The sequence below is a fragment of the Moorena sp. SIO3A2 genome, assembly GCF_010672265.1.
GTDB classification, from domain to species: domain Bacteria; phylum Cyanobacteriota; class Cyanobacteriia; order Cyanobacteriales; family Coleofasciculaceae; genus Moorena; species Moorena producens.
Map to the genome: position 1 here is coordinate 1 of NZ_JAAHHC010000004.1, position 26,207 is coordinate 26,207.

At 43.6% G+C, this 26,207-nt stretch carries 21 protein-coding genes, 1 tRNA gene and 1 pseudogene; 14 read left to right on the top strand and 9 right to left on the bottom strand.

The window, feature by feature from the left end; genetic code table 11:
- Positions 1-467 precede the first annotated feature (467 nt).
- Complete coding sequence (locus F6K64_RS05225; RefSeq protein ID WP_287265027.1) at positions 468-623, bottom strand: hypothetical protein; 156 nt, start codon at positions 621-623, stop codon at positions 468-470.
- 313 nt (positions 624-936) lie between these two features.
- Here F6K64_RS05225 and F6K64_RS05230 point away from each other — a divergent pair, with 313 nt between their 5' ends.
- A complete protein-coding gene (locus tag F6K64_RS05230; RefSeq protein ID WP_287265029.1) occupies positions 937-2,514 on the top strand; it encodes an IS1182 family transposase in 1,578 nt (525 codons plus the stop codon).
- Between the two features lie 190 nt (positions 2,515-2,704).
- Here the strand turns inward: F6K64_RS05230 and F6K64_RS05235 are convergent, their stop codons facing one another.
- Positions 2,705-2,965, bottom strand: coding sequence for a hypothetical protein (locus tag F6K64_RS05235; protein WP_287257436.1), 261 nt, complete (start codon positions 2,963-2,965; stop codon positions 2,705-2,707).
- A 765-nt stretch (positions 2,966-3,730) separates the two neighbouring features.
- On the opposite strand from F6K64_RS05235, the gene F6K64_RS05240 reads away from it, so the two are divergent.
- The 5 genes from F6K64_RS05240 (at position 3,731) to F6K64_RS05260 (ending at position 12,630) form a co-directional block, all read left to right on the top strand.
- Positions 3,731-4,465: a peptidylprolyl isomerase gene (locus F6K64_RS05240; RefSeq protein ID WP_287254038.1), complete on the top strand. Its 735-nt coding sequence runs from the start codon at positions 3,731-3,733 to the stop codon at positions 4,463-4,465.
- Between the two features lie 918 nt (positions 4,466-5,383).
- The gene (locus F6K64_RS05245; RefSeq protein WP_287254040.1) at positions 5,384-6,007 is read left to right on the top strand and encodes a helix-turn-helix domain-containing protein; all 624 of its coding nucleotides are present in this window, start codon (positions 5,384-5,386) and stop codon (positions 6,005-6,007) included.
- Positions 6,008-6,565: 558 nt separating this feature from the next.
- Entirely contained in the window at positions 6,566-9,646 is a 3,081-nt protein-coding gene (locus F6K64_RS05250; RefSeq protein WP_287254042.1) for a peptidase domain-containing ABC transporter, read from the top strand.
- A 457-nt stretch (positions 9,647-10,103) separates the two neighbouring features.
- Positions 10,104-11,708 carry a beta-barrel domain-containing protein gene (locus F6K64_RS05255; RefSeq protein ID WP_287256762.1) on the top strand — a complete coding sequence of 535 codons (1,605 nt, stop codon included), beginning with the start codon at positions 10,104-10,106 and terminating at the stop codon, positions 11,706-11,708.
- 169 nt (positions 11,709-11,877) lie between these two features.
- The gene (locus tag F6K64_RS05260; RefSeq protein ID WP_008191284.1) at positions 11,878-12,630 is read left to right on the top strand and encodes a Uma2 family endonuclease; all 753 of its coding nucleotides are present in this window, start codon (positions 11,878-11,880) and stop codon (positions 12,628-12,630) included.
- A gap of 220 nt (positions 12,631-12,850) precedes the next feature.
- On the opposite strand, the gene F6K64_RS05265 is transcribed toward F6K64_RS05260, so the two are convergent.
- The 4 genes from F6K64_RS05265 to F6K64_RS05280 form a co-directional block, all read right to left on the bottom strand.
- Entirely contained in the window at positions 12,851-14,656 is a 1,806-nt protein-coding gene (locus F6K64_RS05265; protein ID WP_287265031.1) for an ABC transporter ATP-binding protein, read from the bottom strand.
- Positions 14,657-14,869: 213 nt separating this feature from the next.
- Positions 14,870-15,052: a hypothetical protein gene (locus F6K64_RS05270; protein ID WP_287265033.1), complete on the bottom strand. Its 183-nt coding sequence runs from the start codon at positions 15,050-15,052 to the stop codon at positions 14,870-14,872.
- Between the two features lie 423 nt (positions 15,053-15,475).
- Positions 15,476-16,546, bottom strand: coding sequence for an ABC transporter permease (locus F6K64_RS05275; RefSeq protein ID WP_008191278.1), 1,071 nt, complete (start codon positions 16,544-16,546; stop codon positions 15,476-15,478).
- 155 nt (positions 16,547-16,701) lie between these two features.
- A complete protein-coding gene (locus tag F6K64_RS05280; protein WP_008191277.1) occupies positions 16,702-17,577 on the bottom strand; it encodes an Npun_R2479 family HD domain-containing metalloprotein in 876 nt (291 codons plus the stop codon).
- Between the two features lie 404 nt (positions 17,578-17,981).
- On the opposite strand from F6K64_RS05280, the gene F6K64_RS05285 reads away from it, so the two are divergent.
- Positions 17,982-18,053: transfer RNA gene (locus F6K64_RS05285), tRNA-Gly, on the top strand.
- A gap of 167 nt (positions 18,054-18,220) precedes the next feature.
- Positions 18,221-18,460: a hypothetical protein gene (locus F6K64_RS05290; RefSeq protein ID WP_287265035.1), complete on the top strand. Its 240-nt coding sequence runs from the start codon at positions 18,221-18,223 to the stop codon at positions 18,458-18,460.
- A gap of 41 nt (positions 18,461-18,501) precedes the next feature.
- Here the strand turns inward: F6K64_RS05290 and F6K64_RS38075 are convergent, their stop codons facing one another.
- The 3 genes from F6K64_RS38075 to F6K64_RS05300 form a co-directional block, all read right to left on the bottom strand.
- Complete coding sequence (locus tag F6K64_RS38075; protein WP_131827285.1) at positions 18,502-18,642, bottom strand: transposase; 141 nt, start codon at positions 18,640-18,642, stop codon at positions 18,502-18,504.
- A gap of 937 nt (positions 18,643-19,579) precedes the next feature.
- Positions 19,580-19,777, bottom strand: a complete 198-nt coding sequence (locus tag F6K64_RS05295) for a hypothetical protein (RefSeq protein WP_008191272.1) — start codon at positions 19,775-19,777, stop codon at positions 19,580-19,582.
- 67 nt (positions 19,778-19,844) lie between these two features.
- Entirely contained in the window at positions 19,845-20,003 is a 159-nt protein-coding gene (locus F6K64_RS05300) for a hypothetical protein (RefSeq protein ID WP_154659987.1), read from the bottom strand.
- Between the two features lie 290 nt (positions 20,004-20,293).
- Between F6K64_RS05300 and F6K64_RS05305 the strand changes: the two genes are divergently transcribed.
- From F6K64_RS05305 to F6K64_RS05330, 6 genes and pseudogenes are all read left to right on the top strand, one after another.
- On the top strand, positions 20,294-20,437 hold the full coding sequence (locus F6K64_RS05305) for an HNH endonuclease (RefSeq protein WP_081431819.1): 144 nt from the start codon (positions 20,294-20,296) through the stop codon (positions 20,435-20,437).
- Between the two features lie 423 nt (positions 20,438-20,860).
- Positions 20,861-21,013, top strand: coding sequence for a hypothetical protein (locus tag F6K64_RS05310; RefSeq protein ID WP_287265036.1), 153 nt, complete (start codon positions 20,861-20,863; stop codon positions 21,011-21,013).
- Positions 21,014-21,324: 311 nt separating this feature from the next.
- Positions 21,325-21,519, top strand: coding sequence for a 50S ribosomal protein L33 (gene rpmG / locus F6K64_RS05315; RefSeq protein WP_071986987.1), 195 nt, complete (start codon positions 21,325-21,327; stop codon positions 21,517-21,519).
- Between the two features lie 453 nt (positions 21,520-21,972).
- Positions 21,973-22,188, top strand: coding sequence for a 30S ribosomal protein S18 (rpsR, locus tag F6K64_RS05320; protein ID WP_008191262.1), 216 nt, complete (start codon positions 21,973-21,975; stop codon positions 22,186-22,188).
- Between the two features lie 343 nt (positions 22,189-22,531).
- Positions 22,532-24,589, top strand: coding sequence for a ribonuclease catalytic domain-containing protein (locus F6K64_RS05325; protein ID WP_008191260.1), 2,058 nt, complete (start codon positions 22,532-22,534; stop codon positions 24,587-24,589).
- Positions 24,590-24,859: 270 nt separating this feature from the next.
- Positions 24,860-26,206 (top strand): annotated as a pseudogene (locus F6K64_RS05330) (RNA-guided endonuclease InsQ/TnpB family protein).
- The last annotated feature ends 1 nt before the right edge of the window (position 26,207 follow it).

The following is a 26,207-nucleotide window of genomic DNA, read 5'->3' on the forward strand; positions in this document are numbered from 1 at the left end:
TCCTCCTAGGCCGGGGAACCCGGCCTAGGAGGCGCGCACCTTGAGCGAATTTAATAATTAGATGCGGAAAGCGCACCTAAGCAGGTGCACAAAATTAATTACCCATTTTCAAAAAATCAAAGCCTTACACTGTAAGGGTTACAGAGATTGGTAGTAGGAAATTAATTTTGTTTAGGTGCTTAACAGGGAATCAGCTTCAAAGAATACTGTACCTCATAACTGTGATCAACGCTATATGTGCTACGCACACGCTACTTGAGGTGCTTATGTGCTACGCACACGCTACGGCAACAGCTAATGCGCTACTTGAGGTGCTATCAGCTATCAGCTTTTGAATAAGCAATGCAGAGGTGCGACCCGTGGCGAATTTAATTCGCCTACGGAAAACGCACCATTACCGACCTGCGGGGGTTTACCCCACTCGCGCTTGGGATCAAGACAACAAGTAAGCATTGGTTTAATCTCTGTTACGTCAGCGGACGGCACCTCAAGTAGCGTAGCCATTTGCGTAGCCTGGCCAACGGCTGACCGCTGACCGCTGACCGCTGACCGCTGACCGCTGACCGCTGACCGCTGACCGCTGACCGCTGACCGCTGACCGCTGACCGCTGAATGGTTACCAACCGGCTAATGGATAAAGTCCATTAAAATAGACTGAAATCATAATGTGGCCAACATTGATTCCTAGAGCGTCAGTCCAGTAGAAGTGATTGACAAACACAGGAAAATGTGTGTAAGAAAAGCATTCCGACTACGCAACGAATTCCGGGTTTCATCTTACGGGTGCGAAACCCGACTTTACGTAGGTCTTCCGGGGAATCAGAATCTCTTGGGATTACTAGTGGAAGTCCCTTACCGCTGAATTGATTGTCAAACTTCAGGTAAGGGATGGATGATAGAAAATATTGTATATGTGTTTTGAGCAAGAGTTTACCGATGCGTCCCCTTTTCTGGAATCCTCCAATTGCTCTTTCCCCATCTGAGCAACAAGTAGCTAAAAAAATCCGAAAAGCTAAACTATTTCTAATTTTGAGGGAGATTCGTCATCAATTATTTGATGAGCAATTTCAAACTGAACTAGCAACCCTATTTAAAGATAGTACAGTGGGAAAATGCCCAGTACCACCAGCACAACTAGGTTTAGCTATAATTTTACAAGCTTATATGGGAGTGTCTGATGATGAAGTAATAGAAGCTCTCAACATGGATAGAAGATGGCAATTGGTGTTAGATTGCTTAGACTGTGAAAAAGCACCTTTTGGGAAAGGGACTCTGGTGAGGTTTCGTGCAGCTTTAATTGCTAGTGAAGGGGATCGCCGCTTAGTAGAACGCACCATAGAAATGGTGGAAAAAAAAGGGGGATTTAGTTCTCGAACTTTGCGGGGAGCACTCGATTCAAGTCCTTTGTGGGGGGCAGCAAAAGTCGAAGATACTTACAACCTCTTAGGTCATGCCTTACGAAAAGCCTTAGAAGTAATTGCCCATCAACAGGGGGAAAAATTAGATATCATTGCTTCACAATCAGGAGCTTCTCTCATAGCAGGGTCAAGTTTAAAAGCTGCCTTAGATTTAGATTGGGACGACCCAGATTCAAGAACACAAGCTTTAATAACCATTCTCCAAACCCTCAATCAAGTTGAATCGTGGGTCGAACAAGAAGCGAGCTTGGATGAGCAAACCCTCAAGGATGTTAATCAACATCTGGGAGTAGCTAGAACCGTGGAAGCACAAGATGTGGAGGTAATAGATAACGGCGACCCAAAGCTCCGTAAAGGTGTTGCCAAAAATCGGCGCATCTCCATTGAAGACGAACACATGCGTCATGGACGTAAAAGTAGTAGCAAGAGGTTTGATGGTTACAAACGTCATATTCTTAAAGATTTAGACTCAGGTTTAGTACGAGCAGTCGGAGTCACTCCTGCTAATGTTCCCGAAGCCAGTGTCACTCCAGGGATGGCGGAAGACTTAAAAGCTCAACTTATAATATTGAAAGAATTACATATAGACCGAGGATATCTCAATAGTCATTTTGTAAAAGAACGTGATGAAAACTTGACCATTATTTGTAAAGCTTGGCGAGTCCGTAACGGTAAAGTTTTTGACAAAACAGCATTTGTTCTTGACTGGGAACAGCAATTAATTAGCTGTCCCAATGGAGTTAGCATTCCTTTTGATGAAGGTAAAGTAGTTCAATTTCCTCGTCAAAAGTGTCAGATGTGTCCCAAACGTTCCTTATGTACAACTAACATCAAAGGTCGCACAGTTTCTATTCATCCGGATGAATCTCTATTACAGGAATTACGGCAATACCAAACTTCTCAATCTGCTCGAGCCAAACTACGAGAGAGAATCACTGTTGAACATAGCCTTGCTCACATTGGTCAATGGCAGGGTACTCGCGCTCGTTATTTAGGAATTCGTAAGAACCTTTTTGATTTACGACGTATGGCTGTTGTCCATAATCTTCATCTTTTAGCCAGAATGCCCACAACCACTCAACAGAAAACCGCCTAGATTTCGAGCCGGATTTTCACACCACCCACATTTTTGTATACTTGTCAACCACGTCTACTGGACCGACGCTCTAGGTCAGAGGACTTGATTGATCAGCCAGGTATTTAAACCCTGGCTGACTACTGACATTAGTGCAAGATATCAGTTACAACCGACTTCGTAAAGAGCGAAATCCCTTTACTTAAGGAACTTAATGCTTACCACGACGGCGGCGGCGTCTCCGACCCTTACCCTTACCCTTACCCTTATTAAAGTTAACATTCGAGAGAAACGAAATGACGTTAACGTTACTTACGGTCACCAGACTAGCGGTATTTATACTAAATACTCCTCCTCCTCCTAAAACCATGTCCATTTCCTGACCATCGCTTAGCTCATTGAGGAAGCTTTCAGAATCTTGGAATAGCTCTGAACCAGCAGGACGCAGTTCAGCGATTTTAATACTAGACATTTGGGTTTTTCCTTAATTTCAGATGTGGGTTAGTTAGCAATCAGGTAACTATTCATGACTAGTTAGCTTGCTAACTTCTTAAGTTAATCCTCGTACCAAAAACAGAAAATGTCAAGGGTTTTTATAGTTGTTTTTGGACTTAAATCTAGCTAGTCTTTTTTAGACATAAAACAAGGCTTTATTTCTAGTGGATAAGACATAATGTATGGGGTTTGTCTTTTAGTTTTAGACATAAATTAATGAATTATTTCTTTTCGATGTCAAGACCCAATTCAATTAAATTAATCTTAACTAAACTTAATCTTTTTTCAGACAAAATTCATTGATGGATGGCTAAAATAAGAAATTATGAATCATTTCAACCCTAGTAGTCTGTCAATTGTAAGCATTCAGCTAATGCGCTACGCGCACGCTAAGCGAACAGCTATCAGCCTTGGCCTGTGGCCAGGCTACTAGATCGGTGCTTTTGAAGAAAATAAGCTGACGGCTGACGGCTGACGGCTGACGGCTGACGGCTGACTGTCAATTTAGTTTTGAGGGTTAGGGCGTGTTTTCAAAGTTTTCGGCAAGATTATGATCCCCCCCAGCCCCCCTTAAAAAAGGGGGGAGCCATACTCAAAGTCCCCCTTTTTTAAGGGGGATTTAGGGGGATCTCCGAGTTTGAAGACACGCCCTAGGCCAAGGTGTTAGGTATTAGGTATAGTCCCTAGTGCCTCATCCAACTAACGATTGAGTTTCAAATTAAGTAAAATTCAGCAGGATATTATGCAAAGCTTGATTACTATTGACCAGAAAGCTCTTTTTGAGCATGTCAGGCTCTCTTGCCAAATTCCTAGCTTAGTGGAGGGCATCGTTACTTGCAAGATTATTGAGTCAGCAGCAGCAGAGGCTGGCATTCAAGTGGAGCCGGAAGAACTCCAACAGGCAGCAGACGACTTCCGTCTCGCCACCGATCTTCATAACACTGACGAGACTTGGTCGTGGCTGCAAAAACATCATCTATCTCTCGATGATTTTGAAGCATTGATTTACACCAACACCATCGCTGACAAGGTCGCTCAACATCTGTTTAACGGTCAAGTTGAGTCTTTTTTTTATGAACACCAGCTTGATTATGCCGGAGTTGTCATGTACGAAGTGGTTTTGGAGGACGAAGACCTAGGGTGGGAACTCTTTTATGCCTTCAAGGAAGGGGAAATCAGTTTCCATGAGATTGCTCGCCAACATATTCAGGACTTGTCACTGCGCCGCTCTGGGGGATATCGAGGAATACTACAGCGCCAAGAACTCAAGCCAGAGATTGCGGCAGCGGTTTTTGCTGCCAGTCCGCCCCAGATTCTCCAACCAATTGTGACCTCATCTGGAGTACACCTGATTTTGGTTGAGGAAATCATTCAACCGCAATTGGATCAGCAGTTGCGCTCTGAGATTCTTTCAGACTTGTTTTCTGACTGGCTAAAGGAACAAATGGAACAGATAGAAATTGTTGCCCACTTATAACGGGAGCCCACATTCCGCAGGTAAACTAGAAAAGTTCGGATAGTTTTCAACTATGACTGGTTTGGCATCTTCTGGTATAATTACCTCCAGGAAGCCGGACTGACAAAACCTGTTTGTCAACAGTGCTCCCTTAGGCAGGGAAAAAAGAAGGAGTACTGACAGAAAGTTTACACTTGGATTCAAGTTCCTTGTTTTCTGAGATTCGTTACAAAACCTGGGGGGGTGACATGCAAGCTGAAATCCTTACTGGGTAATAATTTAAGCCGATAATTCACAAAAATATACATTCTGTTTTGGGGGCTCCTTTGGACGTAGTTATAAGGGTTTGAGCTTCCCTAAAATGAATTTAGGGTTAATTTCCGACTGTATCTTCCATGACACCATTGGCATCAAAGCCTTATAGAGTAAGCTTTTTGGGGCTCATGTCACCCCCTCAGTTACAAAACTTGATCATAATAGTTACAAAACTTTATATAAAACGGTAGAAAAATTGGATTTTCGGAGTGATTAATACAGTGAGGGCAGTCAAGAAAGCGTAATCCTCTTAATGGCAAAACCAATCCTATTAAGAATAAGCATTTCTTGATGTAACTCAGACAAATCGCGCGAGTCGGGGAAACCCCCGTGAGGCCACTGCATCGCTTTTAGCCTTGTTGTCACCCCCTCAGCCAAAATGGCTCTTTTTTTCTAGTTAAGCTGTCGCCCATTTAAACTACCTTTTAGTAAATCAGGAAAAAAACCGTGAAACTCTTGTTCATTCTGCCTTCTGCCTTCTGCATTGCTGTTATGCATTTTTAATGCATAACAGCAATGCAGAGCTTCATAATTATGATGTTTTCAACAAAACTTTACTAAAACTTCTTGAAAAATTAATAGAATTTTATCAGTATAGGGTGTGTCAAGCAATTTAGCTGTCATATGGTTGTAACTTACGTTCAACACAGCGCTCCAGAAAGCAGCGATATAGAAGCAGGTCAGTTTTTGACTCCAGATCAACGACAATTGCTGCTAGAAAGCCTAAAAACCAATTTACGCCCAGAATATCGTCGTCGGATTGAGATTATGTTGCTGGCAGATCAGGGTCAGTCTCAGACTCAAATTTGTACAGCATTACACTGCTCTCAAGAAACCGCACGGTACTGGATTTGCCAACTCCAAACTGGTAACATGCACAATTGGAATGCTTTGCCAATTGGCCGACCTAAGACTATTAATGACCAATACCTTGAACGTTTGAAAGAGCTGGTGAGTCATAGTCCCCGTGAGTATGGCTATTCATTTCACTCTTGGACAGCCCATTGGTTGAACAAGCATCTGACCCGAGAGTTTGGCATTGAAGTCAGCGATCGCCATATCAACCGTCTGCTCAAAAAAATGGGACTTTCCACCCGCCATAAATCCTCCAAGGCCAAGAATACCAAGAATCCTTCTGAAACTGAGGGTTCTGGCATTGTTGTTCGCAACTTGTCTTCTGCCTCATTAACTGAATCTTTGAAATTGTGGCCATTCAATCCACACAAAATCAGCAGCTGGTACAACTAGTACAGCTAGTACAAAATTGTGGCAATAGTTGGTTATAAAGAGTTAAAGTATAGTCCTTCGGACAACTAATAAGACAACTCATAACTAGTAATAAAATTCTGGGGGGGTGACATGCAAGCTGAAATACTGGGTAATAATTTCAGCCCATAAGTTACAAAAAGATACATTCTGTTTTGGGCGCTCCTTTGGACCTAGTTATAAGGGTTTGAGCTTCCATAAAATGAATTGAGGGTTAATTTGGGACTGTATCTTCCATGAGCCCATTGGCATCAAAGCCTTATAGAGTAAGCTTTTTGGGGCTCATGTCACCCCCTCAGAATAAAATTACTGAAAACTTACTGATAACTGACACTTTGGTAGCAGGCCAAAAACAGATTATTTATTGCAATCATTACTTCCTAATGATTGCAAATTAAATCCTAATCAGAGCTAATTCAGTAATATCTCACAGGTAGATTTTAGTCATTCAAAACTTACGGAATGGCATCAATAAATTATACAGAGTTTTATTACTGAATCCAAGCTCTAGGAATGTTTTGATTGATTGGAGTAAACTCCATGGTTCAGGATTCATCGTCTCAAGGTGCTTTCAAGCAATATTTTGCTCAACAACTTGCCCAGACCCTGGGACAAGCACTCCCTCAACAAGAACTCGACCGCTGCTTCAAGGGTATTAAAATTCTGGAACCAAGGGCAGGTAAGGGATTCTGGCAAGCAGGTAATGGAAATGTTGGCCTTTACATCGTTATGGCTGGCAAAGTCAGGCTCCTTGATCAGCACAATAACTTACTGGCTTCCCTAGAAGCATCCAGCACCTTCGGCGAGCTGACCTTGTTTCCAGAAGAATCGTTTCAGCCTTACACTGCCAGAGCTTCTGTCAAGCTCAAGCTTTGCTATCTTGCTGGTGAGTTGTTGCAGCCGTTGCTCCGTAACTATCCCAGCATCCGGGATCACCTCCATAGACAAGCAGTATTGCGGGATCTATTCTTATTGTGTCGTCGCAATGGTTTTTTCGAGAATCTACCCCGAGAAGGGTTACTTAAAACGCTATCGCTATTAAAACCCTATACTCTGGAAGTGGGCACACTCCCAGATTATCTACTAAACAATCAAAGACTTTGGCTGCTCCGACACGGAGAGCTACTCCATGCTTCTGGCAAAACCCTCAATGCTGGCAGCATCTACACTCCCTCCCAGTTAAAGGAAGGAAACTCTTGGCAGGTGAGGATGCCAACTCAGCTATATAGTCTCAGCAATGGTGATAGCAAAATTGCCCTACTCCACTTGCCACAACTTAGTGAGCTGATTGAGTCTGATGCTACCCCATCGGCTAATGACCAACCTATTCCAGCATTGGCTAAGACCTTGTCAGCTGTCGCAGCTTCTCAACCCTCTCCACAGCGAAAACCAAAGCCCAAGACCCGTCCAGTTTACTTTCCCAACCCCACAGTCAAAGTTAGCCATTGGTGGCAGCAAGTTACTCAAAGCTATCCGTTCTTTGCCCAACAGAGTTCCTCAGATTGTGGTGCTGCTTGTTTAGTGATGATCGGTCGCTACTGGGGTAAACGTTTCAGTGTTAATCGTTTGCGGGATGTTGCCAATGTTGACCGCAATGGCACATCACTACGAGGTCTAGCTACAGCAGCAGAAAGCATCGGCTTTTCTACCCGACCGGTCAAAGCTAGTCTCGACCGATTGGCAAAAGAGAAACTGCCCGCTATTGCCCATTGGGAGGGGAAACACTACATCGTGGTCTATAAAGTGACTCGCGATCGCGTAATTGTAGGAGACCCTGCCATTGGTCAAAAAACCTTTAACCATTCCGATTTCAAAGCAAATTGGACTGGCTATGCCCTTCTGTTGCAACCGACAGCAATGCTCAAGGAAGCCAAGGAGGCGAGTGTTGCCTTCTGGCAGTTCTTTGAATTAATGAAACCTCACGGGCTGGTGCTTCTAGAGGTATTAATCGCATCTATCTTAGTTCAGATCTTCGGACTAGTTACACCTCTATTCACACAGCTATTGTTAGACCGGGTAATAGTGCAAGGTAGTACCCTGACCTTAAACGCTGTTGGCTTAGGCTTGCTGCTGTTTGGCTTATTCCAAGTTGCCATGACTGGCTTGCGGCAATATTTGCTAGACCACACCGCTAACAAAGTCGATCTGGCCTTGATTGTCGGCTTTATTCGCCATACCTTCCGATTACCCTTAAACTTCTTTGAGTCTCGTTTTGTCGGTGACATTGTCTCCCGCGTCCAGGAAAACCAAAAAATTCAAAGCTTCCTCACTGGCGAAGCTATATCAATCTTGCTCGACTTACTCACTGTTTTTGTCTACGTGAGTCTGATGTTTTGGTACAGCTGGAAACTGGCAGCGCTAGTGTTGTTAATTGTGCCGCCATTTTTCCTGCTGGCATTAATAGCCACCCCCTTCTTACGCCGGATTTCCCGAGAAATCTTCGATGCTTTAGTTAATCAAGAAAGCTATCTGATCGAAACCCTGACCGGGATTAACACAATTAAATCCATGGCAGTTGAACAAACAGTGCGCTGGCATTGGGAGGAACTCCTGAATAAGTCGATCAAAACTAGCTTTTCTGGACAAATCATCAGCAACCAGTTACAAATATTCAGTAATACTATCGAAACAGTTGCTACTACTACTCTGCTGTGGTATGGAGCGTGGCTGGTGATTCAAAACCAACTCACCATCGGTCAATTAGTCGCCTTTGATATGTTGCTAAATAATGTGATGGACCCATTCCAGCGCATAACCGTGTTGTGGAATGAATTGCAGGAAGTTCTGATTGCAGTGGAACGCATCAATGATGTGCTGGATGCGGAACCAGAAGAAGATTTGCAGCAGCAACTTCGTCAATCGTTACCACAACTGAGGGGTCACATTCGCTTTGAGCAAGTCACCTTTCGTTATCACCCTCAAAGCGATATTAATGTACTCGAAAATCTCAGTTTTGAGGTCAAACCAGGGCAAATGGTAGCTCTAGTCGGTCGCAGTGGTTCAGGGAAAACCACCATTTCCAAATTAGTTTTGGGGCTTTATATCCCCACCGATGGCAAAGTGTTAATTGATGGTCAAGACATCACCAGTCTTTCCCTGCGCTCATTGCGGGAGCAAATTGGTGTAGTTAACCAAGATACATTTCTGTTTGGCAAAACCATTCGGGAAAACATTGCCATGGGTGATCCCTCAGCAACCCTAGCAGAAATTATGGAAGCAGCGCGACAGGCTGGTGCAGATGAGTTTATTAAACAGCTACCCATGGGTTATGAAACTCAGATTGGCGAGGGGGGTGGTATGTTATCTGGTGGTCAACGTCAGCGCCTAGCGATCGCCCGTGCTTTGGTAGGGAATCCCCGCTTGTTGATTTTAGATGAAGCCACCAGCAACCTCGATGCTGAATCCGAGCGCATCATTCAAACTAACTTCAACTCAATTTTGAAAAGTCGAACCACCTTAGTTATTGCTCATCGCCTCTCTACCGTGCGCCAAGCTGATGTAATTCTAGTACTTGATCGAGGAATCTTGGTCGAAAGTGGTAACCACGAGGCATTGATGGCTAAGCGTGGTCACTACTTCTATCTCAATCAGCAACAACTGACTATTGCTGTTGCTGATTGAAATCCTAATTAAAGGGAATAGGGAACAGGGAACAGCGGATCTGGGAATCGGGAATCGGGAATCGGGAATCGGTAAAAAATACTGTGTAAATTATAGTTATTAAAAATGCTTTTTTTTTGTTTTATAGTAAACTTAAACTAAAGTAAATAAAATAAAAATAATTGTCGCTAAAAGTTTAAAAACAAGCAAGTATATATAACGGTTTTAATAGTAATAATTTACACATATTTTTTTTCCCTACTCCCTACTCCCGATTCCCTACTCCCTACTCCCGATTCCCTACTCCCGATTCCCTACTCCCTACTCCCTACTCCCTACTCCCTACTCCCTACTCCCTACTCCCTACTCCCTACTCCCTACTCCCTACTCCCTACTCCCTACTCCCTGTTCCCTATTCCCTATTCCCTATTCCCTGTTCCCTTTTTAAAAATGCTATAGCAATTACCAATTGTGGATTATGCCATACGACCCTAACTCAGGCTTTCCAAACTCAGGCTTTCCGAAAAAGCCAAACGATGACTATATAACTCGCAATAGTTTAGTCACCAATCCACCGGACTCGCTAAACACTAATCAGACACCACCACCAACTCAATCAGCCTCATCACCATCAGCCTCATCACCATCTCTCGGTGATGACTGGTCTGAACTCACCCATGACTTGCTCAATACCTTGCCACGAGCGTGGACTCGGGGATTGCTCTATCTGTTAGTCATCTTTGCCGGTACCCTCTTACCTTGGTCAATGCTCTCCAAGGTAGATGAGACCGGGAGTGCCAGAGGGCGGATTGAGCCTAAGGGGAAAACCATTAGGTTGGATGCACCAGTTTCTGGAACGGTGGCTGCCCTGAAAGTCAAAGAGGGGGAGATCGTAAAGGCAGGACAGATTTTACTGAAGTTAGAATCAGATTTAGTTCGTGCTGAGCTCGAGCAGTTGCTTCAAAAACAGACAGGTCAACAGAATCGGCTGGCGCAGTTAGAACTACTCAAGAATCAATTGATGCTGGGGCTGCATACCCAACAGCAACAGAACCAAGCTCAAGAATTGGAAAAACAGGTTCAAGTGGAGCAGGCAAAGTATAATCTTGATTCTCTCAAGAATATCCATAATTTACAAAAAGAGGAAAAACTGGCCCAAATCAATCAAGTTCAGCAATCCATTGAGTCGAGCCAAGCAACTTATAAATTAGCATTAATTCGGTTATCAGCTGCCCAGGAAAGACTCCCACGCTACAAACAAGCGTTTGAGGAAGGTGTCATTTCACAAGACCGCTTCATTGAAGCGGAACAGCTAGTAAAAGAAAACTACCAAAGCGTTGTCCAAGCCCAGTCCGATATTTTGCAAGCCAAGTCCCGCCTCAAAGAGCAGCAAGGCAGCTACGAGCGGATTATTCATGAAGCTAAGGCTGATATTCAGCAAGCTGAACTTCGCCTGAAAGAGCAGAAACGTAGCTATCAGAGTCTAGTGCAAGGGAGTAAACTGGCGATGCTAAAAATTGAGGAACAGCTGAAGAATCTGGAAACAGAAATTACTACCCTGCAAGCAGAAATTGCCCAGGTAAAAAGCCAGATTAAATCCTTGGAATTTCAGTTAGAGCAACGAGTACTCAAGGCTCCTGCTACTGGCACAGTTTTTCATTTGCCGATCCAAGGCGCTGGGGATGTTGTCCAACCGGGAGAGGTAATTGTAGAGATTGCACCAGAGAATTCAGCCCTAGTACTCCGAGCCCAAATAGCGACTACAGAGAGTGGGTCTTTACAGGTAGGAATGCCAGTGAAGATGAAGTTTGATGCCTATCCCTTCCAAAACTATGGGGTATTGAAAGGTAACTTGAGTTGGATTTCTCCAGACTCGAAGATGACAGAAACCAACCAAGGCAAGCTAGAAAGTTTTGAACTGGAAATCGAGTTAGAAAAGCCCTATATCGAAGCCCAAAACAAAAAGATTACCTTAACTCCAGGTCAGACTGCAACAGCCGAGGTGATTGTCCGGCAGCGTCGTATTATTGATTTCATTCTGGATCCATTTAAGAAGTTGCAAAAAAGTGGTTTGGAGCTTTGACATCAATTTTTATTACTCATTATTCATGAGTGATTAATCATTTATTATCTGAATCATTAAGATTCAGATATTGATAATTTTGTCAACTTTGTTCAGATATTACTTGACTGGATATAATGATGATAATCTAGACTAATAAGTACTACCTACTTATTGTACCCTAGCCGCCATGTCTTTGACTCAAGAATTAAAAACGGCAACAGAAACGCCAACAGAAAAGGCAACAACTGTACCGGAAGATGTTATATTTCCCCCTAGGGATTTATTCAGTGACGAACCACCTTTGGAAACTGATCTACATCGACTACAAATGACCCTACTCATCCAATGCCTAGAGTGGTTGTGGGATGAGCGTGATGATTTCTATGTCTCGGGAAATCTGACTATTTATTACAGTCCTCGACAACGTAAGTCTGAAGAATTTCGTGGGCCTGACTTTTTTGTGGTGCTGGGAACTGAGCGCAAACCTCGGAACAGTTGGGTAGTGTGGCAAGAAGAGGGGAAGTATCCGAATGTGATTGTAGAAATTATTTCCCCTACCACAGCAGATACGGACCGAGGATTAAAGAAGCAAATCTACCAGGATACATTCCGTACTCCCGACTATTTCTGGTTTGACCCCAACACCCTGGAATTAAAGGGCTTCCACTTGGTAGATGGTTGTTATCTCGAACTTGAGCCTAATCAAGAAGGTTGGTTGTGGAGTCAACAGTTGGCACTATATTTGGGAATTTATGACTCAAAATTACGTTGGTTTACTCCAGAAGGACAACTAGTTCCTGCCCCTACTGAAGCAGCCGAACTCGAAAAGCAACGAGCCGAACAAGAATGTCAGCAAAAGCAACAAGCTCAGGAGCAATTAGCTCAAATGGAGTCATTGTTAGCTCGTTATCGAGAACAGTTCGGTGATTTCCCTCAGTGATATAGCATTTCTCATAGCTATGAGGTACACATAATTTTTATCCTGTTCCCTACTCCCTACTCCCTACTCCCTAAAACCCATAATTCTATACCTCACCCCATTGATATAGCATTACACATGAAGGTCAGGACATTCCTAAACTCCGAAACTTAGTCATAGCTGACTTCTGACTTCTGACTTCTGACTTCTGACTTCTGACTTGCGCGTAGCGCCATAACTGCTATATCTGTAATGAATGTAACTGTGTATAGGTTCCATCTTTAGCCAGCAGTTGAGGGTGATTGCCAACTTCTACAATATGCCCTCGTTCCATAACTACAATCCGGTCAGCTTTCCGAATCGTTGATAGGCGATGAGCTACCACAAACGTTGTGCGATTTTCCATCAAGTGTTCCAACGCTTCCTGAATCAAAGCTTCCGAAGCAGTATCTAGAGACGATGTTGCTTCATCGAGAACTAACACCCGTGGATTACGAATTAAAGCACGAGCAATCGCTAATCGTTGCCGTTGACCACCAGAAAGTTTTGCCCCATTTTCCCCAATTAGAGTATCAAGTCCCGAGGGCAATTCCTGAATAAATTCTAAAGCATTGGCATCCTGAATCGCCTTGATTAACTGTTCTTCATCCAATTGTTGACTGCCGTAAACAATATTCTCTCGCACGGTACCTTCAAATAAGATAGTCTCCTGGGAAACCACTGATAGGAATTTCCGATAGGTCTGTAGGTCGAGGCTACTCATATCTGTACCATCTAGTAAAACTCTTCCGGTTGTGGGAGCCATGAAACCAATAATCAGACTTAATAAGGTCGATTTTCCGGCTCCGGATGGTCCGACGATGGCAATGGTTTCCCCAGGATTGACCTGTAGACAAAAGTCTTGAATGGCAAACTGTTCCGTATCGGGATACTGATAACTAACGGACTCAAAGGTGAATTCACCACGCAGCTGTTGCAGAGCTATCTTACCAGGATTGCGCTCTAGGTCAGGACACTCGAGAATTTCACCCACTGAGCGAATGGATTCAAAACCTTTGCCAATCTGTGGCAATACCGCTAGAATTTGCACTATCGAGTTAGTCAGGGAATCAAAATAGCCGGTCAGTAACACCACATCCCCCACTGTGATTGCCCATTGCTTGGTATAGACTAACCAGGCTGAGGTGATCAAGCAAACTAGACTGAATAACCGTAGGGTTACCCAAGAAGAGGAATCAGTGATGGCGTTAATCGAGTCAAGTCGCACCGCTGCCTCTTTCACCGTCACTAACTTGCCATCAATCCGTTCCATCTCAGTCTGTTGAGCACCATGAGCTCGTGTGACTGGGATTAGCTGAATCATCTCGATTAAGCTAGCTGCCATTTCTTCTAGTTGTTGTCGGAAAGCAGAATTGCGATCGCGAATCGGTCGTCTGAGTACCGAAATCAGAATCACAGCTGCTGGAACAGTTCCCAGGAAGAACAGCAAGAACCAAGGAGCACGAATAGCAGTAGCGACAATTGCTACTAAGATAGTTAGCATAGCCGCAGGGACAAACTGGAACAGGGTTGTTGCCAACCCTTGAATTTGTTCCACATCCCGCAAGAGTTTAGTTTGTAGTGCTCCCTTGCTGTTATTTTTGTAGAACCCAATCGAAAGCAGTTGCAGCTGCTGGGTGATTACTGAGCGCAGATTCGACTCCATGTTGCGAGTCGCCAGACTCATAAACCGGATGTGTAAGTAATGGGTGGGGATATTTTGCAGTATAGAAATCCCTAAGATAGCCCCATTAATCCATAACTCCGACAGTGGGTGAGTGCTTGGGTTGGCAATAATATCAATTACATTAGCAATCACCAATGGTCTGATCCATTCCGGACTGTGTTTGATCACATACACCGCCATCGACAGTCCGATTTTACCTAGGTCTTGGCGGTAGAGATAAAGTAGTGTCCGGAAGGGGTACTCACTCCGATACTCCTGAGGAGGTGACTCCTTGGGTAGATTAGATGCTGCCGTAACACTTTCCAGTGATAATGCTTTCATGTCCGCAGTCCCTATGTCTCTTCTAACTGGTACTGTCTTGCCACATGGACTGTAAAGAAACAGACAAGGAATTGTCGATTCTTATAAAGAAACAAAAAATATTTTTTTTATCAAAACTAGGTCTTTTTTAAAGTCTTTATCGTCGCCAAAACTAGTACTCTGTTAAAATTAATTGGAGCGCAAAATCCTAACAGCAACTAGCCAGTATTACTATTATTTATAGCACTTCTCATAGCTATGAGGTACAAAATTTCGGGATTTTAGGTAATAGGTAATAGGTAATAGGTAATAGGTAATAGGTAATAGGTAATAGGTAATAGGTAATAGGTAATAGCTAATAGGTAATAGGTAATAGGTAATAGGTAATAGGTAATAGGTAATAGGGATGCGCTGCATCTTCAGGTGCGACCCGAAGGTGCGACCCTAGGCCGGGTTCCCCGGCCTAGGAGGCGCGCACCTTGAGCGAATTTAATAATTAGATGCGGAAAGCGCACCTAACAGGTAATCAGCTTCAAAGAATACTGTACCTCATAACTGTGATCAACGCTATAATTGCCGTGCTCTTCTTCTTTGCTCTGGATTGGGTTTGTATTTTATATATTATTGTCTGAGCCAGTAAGTATTTGATAATGGGTAAACACAGCCACAAAACATTCCATTTCTAATATTATTGTTCCCTGAGATGTTTTGTTAAAACTGAATCCTTCGGACTATTGTGGTGAGGGCTATAGTTCAAGGGGAGCAAGGTTGATGATTGAACCGAGAAAAAAAGGCTTTTTCCAGACTCGACCGATCCTTCCCCCTTGAGTATTTCAATAGCTAGCGCTGTAAACTTCTGGGATCGAGAGCATCCCGCAAACCATCCCCAAGTAAATTAAACGCCAACACCGTCAGAATAATCAGCAGTGCTGGCGGCCAAATCAACCAAGGCTGTAGCACGATGATTGAGGCATTGGTTGCCAAAGACAACAAATTTCCCCAGGACGGGTCAGGTTGCTGAATTCCCAACCCAATCAAACTCAGCACCGACTCGGCCACAATGAAACCAGGAACTGCCAAGGTTGCTGAGATAATCACATAGGAAGCTGTCTGGGGTAGAACGTGGCGTACAATGATATAAAAGGGATTCGCCCCCATGGTTTTGGCAGCTTGGACAAATTCCCGCTCCTTAATCGATAACACCTGTCCTCGGATCACTCGTGCTAAGCCAGACCAGCTAATAAACGAGGTTATCAAAACAATTAACAAAAACCGTTGCGCACTAGTTAGACCAGGTGGTAGCACAGCCGCTAAGGCGACGAGTAGGTAAATACCAGGAATAGTCATCAAAACTTCTACCAGACGCATGATGATCCCATCTACCCAGCCGCCGAAATAGCCGGAAATTCCCCCAATGATTAGACCAAGGGGAAAGGAGATCGCAATTCCGACTAGACCAATACTAAGACTAATCCGACCCCCATACACCAAGCGACTAAACTGATCACGAGCTTGCTCATCGGTACCTAATAGATTAATCTTCCCCTCACCCACCGTACCAAACAGGTGACGGTTGAAGGGAATCGCTCCAAACAACTTATACTCCCGACCTGGAACAAATAGACCCACTGGCGACGGCTTTTGCCAGTCTACAATCAGTTTGCGATCGCCTGTCTCTAAATCCGTTGGTCCTTGGGTTGTGGGATATACATGGGGACCAATAAACTCTTTGGTTTGCTGGTTACGCCAGTAGATCTTGGTAGGTGGTAGCAGGGAACCATCTGGCTGAGACACATAAGGATCATAGGGAGCAACAACATCTGCTGCAATGACAATTAGATAAAAAGTCAATAATAGCAATGCCCCAAAACGGGCGAGAGGGTTCTTGGTAAGTTTTTGCCACCAGTTCATAGGATTATTCCGAAAGCGCGAAAAGCACCTCGTGTTTACTTTGTATGGGCGTATCTTGCATTAGCTATGTTTCACCCATACAAAGATGGTATCGAAATCTGATCCAATCACCCTTCACTCAACACCCTTCACTCAACACCGTTCATAATTTCTGATTATACATTAACCTTTTGTGTCATTTTCCCCAGTCCATTGTGATTGTGTGAGTGTTCGACCACAAAGACATTGGAGAAGAGATTAGCCGTAATTTGTTGACCTTCCTGAGTTAAGGATAGGTAACGCAAGGCATCCTGAATATAAGGGTATACCCCATTCCAGTAAAACTTAGAGTAGCCTTGCCGCAGATCTCCAGGATGGAGGTACCCAATGGTTTTGTTAAATCCAGTTTCTTCAAACTCATAGAACAAAGCACTAGTTTTTTTGAGATAGCGTGGGTCACTCAGTTGACCAATCAAGTCAGAGGCGCGAATTAATCCAGGATAGTTACCTGTATCTTGATGATCCCCTTGCTTCGGCACAGGGAAACGAGTCAGTTCAATGTTGCGCTTGATAAACTCGGCATCAATCAGGTTGTGACCACCAAAGCGCTCATCAATAAATAATTTTGCCCGATCGACATGATAAGGCGTCAGAGCAGCATCGGTAGAGCCTTGGGGTAAATGAACCATCTCCCCATGTTGACCAGTAGCGTAGAGTCGTTCATTTTCTCGGTCTTGGCGACATACTCCTTTAACATAGCCAATATCATGACATGCCAAAGAAATGATAAAGTGTAACCAATCATCAGGAGTTACACCACCTTCACGGATATGTTTGCCTCGCAAAATCTCTTGTCCGACGAGGGTAACTAGGATGGAGTGTTCCACATTGTGATAGAGGGCATCACTGTTGGCAATATTTTCCATTGCCATGCTGCCAGCCCAAGCAATTATATCTTCGTTGTCAGGGTTGAGTCCCCCGTAAGTTCGGCGGTAGCCTTCCCGGAGTCTTATAACAAAGGCGTTAATTAGAATTTCAGTGGTGTTAAACATGATTTTTGATTGACTTAAATGCTAAGACAAAGTCCAGTATTCCCATGACACTGGCTTAGTTTTACTAGTTTGGTAGATTTAAATTTTTGGTAGTTTAACCTTTTGTATAGCTCGCTTAGGGTTAACACCTCAAAGCATTACTAAGTGATCCTTGGGCGCTATACTAGCAGCAATGGGGAAGGCTAATCTTTGTCTACAGCTTACCAAAAAGCCAAGCTGAAGGCCCCGATCAGATCCTGTCCGGGTAATTAACCTTAATAAAAATCTGCCCCATCTCCCTATCAATCTTCTTTATGATGGGTATTCTTGCGCACTTGATCTAGCAATGCTCAATCGGGTGAAGTACCTGACCCAATTAAGAACTGCTATAATACCAATAATAGTTAAATAATAGTTAAAGGTTTGCGGGTGTAATTCAGTGGTAGAATGTCAGCTTCCCAAGCTGAACGTCGTCGGTTCGAGTCCGATCACCCGCTTGTTGATTTGTAAGCATTCAGCGGTCAGCTAATGCGCTACGGGCACGCTGTCTTGATGGGGAGCAGGTCAAATAAGCCTAACAAATGAACTACTTGACAAAACAACAAAAATCATGTTATTGAGCCGGTCTTAGTTGCAGAACAGATGAACTATTTACCAGATCAGCTTGGCTTTTACCCATGAGGGGGCTATAGATAATGTACAAATATTAGGCATTAGTGACATGCTCCCCCTATTACCTATTACCTATTACCCATTACCCATTACCCATCACCCATTACCCATTCCCCATTCCCCATTCCCCATTCCCCATTCCCCATTCCCCATTCCCCATTCCCCATTCCCCATTCCCTCTAACTCTAGGCGAATTTTGTTCAGAGATTTGTTAACTAATTTTATGACATGAAATCTATCTATTCCCAGATTAGCATTTGCGCTACGCGCACGCTACGCGAACGGAAAAACTTCCTTGACAACTTTCTGAAATCCACCCCACATATCTACACTGACTTCTTTGATTTTTCCCCTGATTGCAATAGGTTGCTCCTTGAGTACTTCTATAATTTCTTCACTCTTATGAGAGTCAATTACTTATAATAAATAACTGTTATCAATATCACAAACAACGGTAACAAATTTTATTTTTCCTTTTGCTCGACTAAATTCATCTATATTTAACCGTTGTGGAGTTACCCAGTATTTTTTTTTGCTTATGGATTATTTTAAAAATTTTTTCGACTTTTTCTTGACTTAATTGTTCATTTTTGCTTACTTGTGCCACTGTTAATTCTTGAACTTTATTATAGATATATTATTCATCCATTTTTGTATAATTACGACCCATTTATATAAAGCTTAAAGGTTCAGTTGAGTAGTTTTGACAGTGACAACAATAAAATTGACGACGAGGCACTTGTAAGTATACTCCTTGCCCACATATAGCGGTTTTTAATCTAGTAAGGTACAAGTTTTTGAGGTGCGACCCGTGGCGAATTTAATTCGCCAACGGAAAGCGCACCTAAGGTTTTAGGGAGCAGGGAGCAGGAAGCAGGGAAGAGGGAAGAGGGAAGAGGGAAAAAAATATGTGTACCTGATGAGGCTAAAAAGCGCTATATGGATAAATCTCGCACTAAAATTGGTCGATTTTGATTAATGTCATTCGTATAAATTTGACACTTAGGACAGTTAATTACTTCATTTAATAAATCCAAATTCAATATTATAAATTATTCTTTTTTATAAGAAGTGAACACGGTTACATTCGGTAAATTTAACAAAGTATAGCAGAAGTCAGAAGTCAGAAGTCAGAAGTCAGAAGTTAAACTCTTGCCATACTGTAGTTTGAGACTTTTGTCATGTCCTAATTACCCTGGCGACTGCTATATCTAGATGAAAGTCCATCCGTCGGTTAACAGCATTTAGTATTACTAGCTACATTTTACACCATATTGCCGGAAGAGCCATTCCGGTCTAAAATTTGTTTTAACATCTTGAAATAGACTTGGTTGGTTACCTTTTCAAGCAGCTATATAATCCTTGCCACTGTTGACGATAAATTCACAAGTTTTTTTTGGGTATTAATAGCATCATTGGCATTGACAACTCCTTTTAGAGCCAGTTTCTTGAGCAACTCTGGTAAAGCTTTAATTTCGTTGGTTTTGGCATCAACTTCAAAGGGTTCTAAAATCAAGCCCCGCTCAACAATGTAAGAACTGACCAACATAATTGCTGGGTTTGAAGTTACCGTAAGAGAGGGTCGCCTTTATAGGAACAGGTTATGGGTAATAGTTTTAAGTTATATGAAATAAGGCGACCCTCTCTAAGGTTTCGTCTCCTTGGGAGTCGGAATTGGGATTATCGTTTTCAATCTGATCTGAACCTTTAAGGACTTTGCCGTCTAAGCCAATGGTTTCTCCAGAAGCTGGTTGTACATTCAAGAATGCGCGCAAGGCACATCGAATACTCTTCGTAATTAATATACAATAAAACACGACGTAAGTAGGTGGGCTTAATAAGGCGACCCTCTCTAAGGTTTCGTCTCCGGGAAGGCTTTTGAAACGGCAAGAAGGGTTTGAAGTTACCCTAAGATAGGGTAACTTCAAACGTTGGTAGGTTATGGGTAAAAGGTAACGGCGCTTTTGTAGTAAGGCGACCCTATCTTAGGTTTCGTTTCCGGAAATGCACTCCGCAGTGGTCTTACCTTCGGCGTAGCCGACGCTTCGCGAACAGAGATGGAGATTTGTTGGAAAAGCACCATATAATACCACGCGCACTGGATGGAAATAATTCAGACAAAAATCTCGAATTATTACACCTACATTGCCATGATGCCAAACACGGAAGCAAAACCAACTCAAAAGAGTTAGATGAAAATCCGTTCTAGAGGAGCCAATGTCAAGGATTGTACTGTAATGATGAGCCGTATGATGCGAAAGTATCACGTACGTTTTTGAAGACGAGTCAGAGGTGACTCACTGGCTTAGTTTAATGAAGCCCGCGCTGTACCGTGCTTGTCAGCGTCGGGAGTATGTCACTAGAAAACCATTTCATCCCCGCTTTCCCTAAGGTATAGCAGAAGTCATTTGTCAGAAGTCAAACTCTTGCGCTTCTTGATGCAATAGCGAGTGGGGGAAACCCCCAAGACCGCTTAGGTGCGCTTTCCGTTGGCGAATTAAATTCGCCACGGGTCGCACCTCTGCATCGCTTACAAAGGGTGTGAGACTAATGTCGATGTCCTAACTGCCCTGGCGACTGCTATAGCAATAGAGTGGCGGGCTGCTGCTTTCGATATCGATTTTGTAGGAGTATGGCTGGTCAGCTCACTCCTGATCAAAAATACTCTTGGCTTTTATATGTTGCAGATGCTCATCTTCCTGTTGCTCTGGCTAGTTACGGTAGTCGTGCTATTATACACCAATCCGGCTCAGAGTTTAGGGTAGTGGGCTTTCGGTTATCTTGATTCTTGAGGTTAGATTCGTTACCCTTGCACCGGTTACTGACTCTAACTAAACTGGAGAGCATGGTTGGCTTCGCTGCACTAAAGCGCGATGATGATTGGCTTGATTGGTCTAGCTAATCGCATTTCAAGGATACTACTGTGGGCTGCCCTTGTCAGTGACCAGATTGCCCTGCACGATGATGGTGCCAACAAGGCGTGAGGTTTTTCCCGAGACTTGAGCAATTTTGCATCTACTTGATAGACTGGGGCATCCCATGAGATAATAGTAAATTGTGTTTAATTGTAATATTTGAGTTCTTAGAAAAAAAACTATGGCAAGTAAGAAAGGTGTCCGAATCGTTATTACTCTAGAATGTACTGAATGTCGCAGTTACTCCAATAAGCGCTCGGCTGGTGTTTCCCGCTATACCACTAGGAAGAATCGCCGTAACACATCATCACGTCTGGAACTGAAGAAATTTTGCACCCATTGCAACAAGCACATGATTCACAAAGAAATCAAATAGATTTGGTCCTTGGTCATTTGTGAATTGAATTTGTTAATTGAAAATGGACTATTGACAAAGAACAAGCAACAAAGAACAAGTATTCAGCTTATGTGCTACGCACACGCGTGCGCGTTCAGCGGTCAGCTATCAGCGGTCAGCTCAAGTAACTCAGCTTAAACCAATGCTTACCTGTTTTATTGTAAGCATTCAGTGGTCAGCCGTGAACATTGGCCTTTGAGTCACGCTACGCGAATGGCTCACTCTACTTCAGGTGCCGTCAGAATAAAAGAAACCTAAGCAGCTTAAGTAGCGTGCTAATAGCTCATAAGCTGATAACTGATAGCCCATAAGCTGATAACTGATAACTGATAGCTGATAGCTGATAGCTGATAGCTGAATACTTACCAAAGAACAAATGACTATAATCAGTAACCAGTAACCTAAATAACCAATCACCAATCACAACCAATCATGACTTACTTTCGTAAACGTCTCTCTCCGATCAAACCCGATGAACCGATCGACTATAAAGATGTTGAGTTGCTGCGCAAGTTTATCACTGAACGGGGAAAAATCCTACCCCGCCGCATTACTAATCTAACGACTCAACAACAACGAAAGCTAACCACAGCCATTAAGCGAGCAAGGTTCTTGGCTTTGCTACCCTATATTAATAAAGAAGGTTAAGGTGAACAATCACGGTCTTCCTCTGGGATATTTCCCGTGTGAAGAATGAAATATCAAATAAGAAGGATGAAGGATGAAGGATGAAGGATGAAATGGGGTGATCGATGGCTGAGGCGCGCGATGCAGTGGCCTCACGGGGAATTCCCCCACTCGCGCTCTGCATCAAGACATGGTTAACTAAAAACTTGCGACCCAACCAGGAGTTACACTGACCACTGACAACTTCAGACTTCAGACTTCAGACTTTAGACTTGACCCCGTCTGCTGAGTTGGGTATCTCAACAACACAGGATAGACTGGGGGGAGGTGGATTTGGTAAACGCTACCCGGGTTATCAGAACTGGTGGAAAAGGGAACACTAATCGAATTTCGCTTACAAGGAGAACGCCATCTCGCTGTTGTCGATCGTCCAGAGGGCAAGAACCACTTGATTGCTTTGGATCAACGGGGGAAACTGCACAAGCTCCATCCTCGACAAGTCACCTACACAGTGGCAGATTCTACTTATGAGCCATCACAAATACCAGAGTTTATTGCTCGAGTACAACCCTATCTAGACCCAGATAGCTTAGAATTAGCTTGGGAATTACTGGTGGAAGAAGGAGAGGCGGTTACCTGTGCTGACATGGCACAGTTATTATTTTCTGAGCAAAGTCCACCCCAGTGCTATGCGGCACACTGTATTCTGTTTGAAGACAAAATCTATTTTAAACAAAAAGCACAAACCTATGAACCCCGCTCCGCTAGCATGGTGGCTGAAATCAAGCATCAACTGGCAGCGGCTCAATCAAAGCACCAGGAACAAGAAGAATTTTTGAAGCGAGTACAGCAAAAGTTAGGGGGTGAGCAAGTAGAGTGGGTTGATAGCGATCGCACTCGCTTTGATGCTCTAGAACGGTTCGTTAGTGAACCAGATAAACCATCTCGTGCAGTTCAGGAAACTCTGGAAGCACTAAAACGCCCTCAAAACCCAGAAAATGCCTTCGATTTATTGATAAATTTGGGTTTGTGGCGTCCTCACCAGAAGTACTTGCTGCGTCATAAAATCCCAACTCAATTTCGTCGTGAGGTACTCGAATTGACCCAGCAATACCTGGCAAATCCTCCTACTGACCCAGATTCAGATCGCTTGGATTTAACTCATCTGAAACTCTACACCATAGATGATGAAAGTACCCAAGAAATAGATGATGGTTTGAGTATAGAAGATCTAGAGGATGGCACTCAGCGTCTGTGGATTCACATCGCTGACCCAACCCGCTTGGTAATGCCAGGGGATAATCTTGACCTAGAAGCACGACGGCGTAGTACCACCATATATCTACCCACGGGCATGATTCCCATGTTCCCATCGGAACTGGCAACTGGTCCAATGAGTTTGGTTCAAGGTCAAGTCTGTGGCGCACTCAGTTTTGGCGTGATCTTGGATCAAGATGGTGCCATCTATGACTATCAGATTCACCCCAGCCTGATTAAACCCACCTATCGCCTGACTTATGAAGATGTAGATGAAATGTTGCAGTTAGGGGTACAGGCAGAAACAGAACTGTTTGCGATCGCTAACTTGGCTGTGCGTCGGCAAAAGTGGCGCAAGTCTCAGGGGGCGATTAGCATCCATATGCCAGAGTCGGTAATCAAGGTGGGAAATGATGACCAAATTACCATTGAGGTGTTAGAAGATTCACCATCACGGCAAATGGTGGCAGAAATGATGATTCTGGCAGGTGAAGTGGCTGGACGCTATGGTCAAGCGCACCAAATTCCACTACCATTCCGAGGACAACCCCAGCCAGAACTTCCATCCCAAGAAGAACTGCTGCTATTGCCAGCCGGTCCAGTGCGGTTCTGTGCCATGCGTCGGTGTATGCCTAGAAGCGAAATGAGCATTACCCCAACACGCCACGCTAGTTTGGCTTTGGAAACTTACACCCAGGTAACCTCTCCGATCCGCCGCTACACTGACTTAATGACTCATTTCCAGCTGAAAGCTCATCTACGGGGTGACCCCCTACCCTTTGAAGCTGAAGATTTGCTCGAAACGATGCAGAGTGTAACCAGAACAGCTAAGGATGCTAGTGAAGTAGAACGTGATACCAACAAATATTGGGGATTGGAATATTTGCGGCGTAACCCGAATCAGGTTTGGCAAGTATTAGTACTCAGTTGGTGGCGAGAAAACGAGAATAAGGGCAACATTCTCCTAGAAGAGTTAGGTCTAGAATTGCCCATGCGTTTCCAGCGTTCGGTTCAATTAGGCGATCGCTTACACGTCAAAGTCAGTCATGCTGATCCCCGTAAAGAAGTTATTCATTTTCAAGAACTAGCGAACTCAGAGGCTCAGCTTCCTTTTAACTCAAAGCTAGAAGATGGCTCAGCTTCTGCTGTGAACAGATTCGCGTAAATCTCTGTCCTTTTATAAAAATCCCCCAAAGCCGAAAACCCCGTGTCTAATGACCGGGGATGAAGGCTCACAGCGGCTTGACGCGCCTAGAAAAATATTTCAGGAAAATCCGGAATTTTAGTCTGGATGTTGTAAAATAAGGGAGTGAACAGTTTAGGTCCCAGACGAAACCTTAGAATAGGGTCGCCTTTATGGTTTGTCGGCTATGGAAAAAGGGTTAAAACTGTTGTTATAAGGCGACCCTATTCTTACGGTAACTTTAAGAAGCTGATGATCATTTTAGAGTTCAAGGCGAAAGGAAAAAAACATCAATACTCTGGGATCAACGAGGCTATCCGGACAGTCCAGTTCATCCGTAATAGCTGCCTCAGGTATTGGATGGAAAATAAAGGGGTCAACAAATTTGACCTTAATAAGTACAGTGCAGTCCTTGCTAAAAACTTTCCTTTTGCTAATGAATTAAACTCTACTGCTCGTCAGTCTAGTGCTGAAAGAGCATGGTCATCAATTGTTCGATTCTTTGATAACTGCAAGAAAAAAGTACCTGGAAAGAAAGGTTTTCCTAAGTTCCAGAAAAACTGCCGCTCAGTGGAGTATAAACAGTCTGGATGGAAGTTATCCCCTGACAAGAAGTCAATCACCTTTAGTGATAAAAAGGGTATTGGGAAGCTTAAGCTTAAAGGTAGATGGGACTTGTGGCGCTTGGATAAAAAGGAAATAAAGCGAGTCCGTATAGTTCGCCGGGCTGATGGTTATTATGTCCAGTTTTGTGTTTCAGTTGATATCAAAGAGGAACTAGAGCCAAGTGGGACAGCTATCGGCTTGGATGTTGGACTAAAATATTTTTACACTGATTCCGCTGGAAAAACTGAACCAAATCCCTGCTTTTACAGAACGGGAGAAAAACGCCTTAAGTTCTACCAGCGTCGAGTTTCTCGCAAGAAGAAAGGCTCATCCAATCGAAATAAAGCAGTTAATAGACTAGGCAGACAGCACCTTAAGATAAGTAGGCAACGTGAAGAGAACGCCAAGAGACTGGGAACGAAGTTACCGTAAGAATAAAGAAGCCTTTATGGTTAGTCGGCTATGCATAAAAGGGTTAAATCTTTGTTATTAAGGCTTCTTTATTCTAAGGTTTCGTCTCCGGCGCGCTGCGTAATCTGTTCTAACGATCTGGTCGCCTAGGTCGACTTAAGAGCCAAGAACCTAGTAAAAAATCACTGCCTCGCTAAGTCTATTAATGATGCAGGTTGGTATCAGTTTAGGAAATGGATGGAGCACTTTGGCACCAAGTTCGGAAAGGTAACAGTTGCAGTAAATCCTGCATATACCAGCCAAAACTGTTCCAATTGTGGCGAAGAAGTTAAAAAGTCCCTATCAACTAGGACTCATACGTGCAAGTGTGGTTGTCAGTTAGATAGAGACCACAACGCCGCAATAAACATCCTTAAGAAAGCCTTGGGTACGGTGGGGCACACCGGAACCTGGATCTTAAAATATCTAAACGCTTCAGGAGAATCGGCCTCTACTGTTCTTGGTTCCGGCCAGGTTCAGCAAGCTGGCTCGTTGAATGAAGAATCCCCGCGTATGCGCGACCGGGGAGTGTCAAAAAACTAGA